Origin of the sequence: Chryseobacterium sp. 2VB, from assembly GCF_005503635.1 — a bacterium.
Taxonomy (GTDB): Bacteria; Bacteroidota; Bacteroidia; order Flavobacteriales; family Weeksellaceae; genus Chryseobacterium; species Chryseobacterium cupriresistens.
On the sequence record NZ_SCNC01000057.1, the window covers coordinates 1 to 1,210 of the forward strand.

A 1,210-nucleotide genomic window follows, 5' to 3' on the forward strand; every position below is an offset into this window, starting at 1 on the left:
TGTAAAGTATCAATAGATCCGCTACAAAAATGACTTAAATTTATGGTGTAAAGTTGAAAATCTTTATCCATGAATAAACAACAACAGCAAATAAAAGCTCGTAAAGATTGGCTTAAAATCTACTTGGAATGGGGATCTGTAACAAAAACAGCTCTCCGTTGTGGAATAGCCAGATCAACTCTTCATCGCTGGATAAAGAGGTATAAAGAAGAAGGTGAACATGGACTGTCAGATAAGTCGAAACGTCCTAAAACCCTCTCCAATACTAAAATTACACCTGAAATTGAATCCTTAATTCTTGATTTAAGAAAGAAAAAACGGTGGGGAGCAGCACGTATCTCAATTCATCTGCTCAGAAAAGGAATTTCACTATCTGCAATGACTGTTTGGCGAGTATTGTCTAAGCACAAAGTTAACCCCATTGTAAAAAGGCGAAGAAAGTCTGATTATAAAAGATATAGTAAAGAAGTTCCAGGGGATAGAGTCCAACTAGATGTTACTAAAATCAGAAGTAAGGCATATCAATTTACAGCTATTGATGACTGTACCAGAATGAAAATTATTAGGATTTATTCAAATAAGAAAGCAGAAAGTACCATCCATTTTTTAAGTGAAATTTTAAACACCTTTTATTTTCCTATACAACATATTCAAACGGACTGGGGAACGGAATTTTTCAACTATTCTTTTCAATATGAATTGCATGAGCATTTTATTAAATATAGACCTATAAAACCCCGATCTCCACACTTAAATGGTAAGGTAGAAAGAACCCAGCAAACTGATAAATCTGAATTTTGGTCGTTACTAGACTTATCTAATCCAAAGCTTGATTTAAATGCTTTGGCTATTGAATGGCAGGATTTTTACAATAAGAAAAGACCACACTCGTCCTTGAATGGAAAAACGCCGTGGGAGAGGTTACAAGAATTGGAACACCTTATTCCTATTCAACCTGAAGTTACTACAAAATTTTGGGATTCAGAAGAAAAAATTATACCTAGAAATTATGCCTATTTAAATTACTTGAAAGATAAAAATGTTACTTTAAAATCAAAACCCAAGAAAAAATAGCCTCTGGTAGGGAGTCATCAACAAATAATGGGCTTTTAGATATGCAAAAAAGGAAACCGCATTAGTCTCCCTTTTCAATTTTCTGTATCATATAAAAGCTTACTTCATTTTGTAGCGAATGTATTGTTATAGCACA

The 1,210-nt window shown here is 33.4% G+C and carries 1 protein-coding gene; it reads left to right on the forward strand.

Annotated elements, in window-relative coordinates:
* Positions 1 to 69 precede the first annotated feature (69 nt).
* Positions 70 to 1,074, forward strand: a complete 1,005-nt coding sequence (locus FFS26_RS22355) for an IS481 family transposase (RefSeq protein WP_137906188.1) — start codon at positions 70 to 72, stop codon at positions 1,072 to 1,074.
* The last annotated feature ends 136 nt before the right edge of the window (positions 1,075 to 1,210 follow it).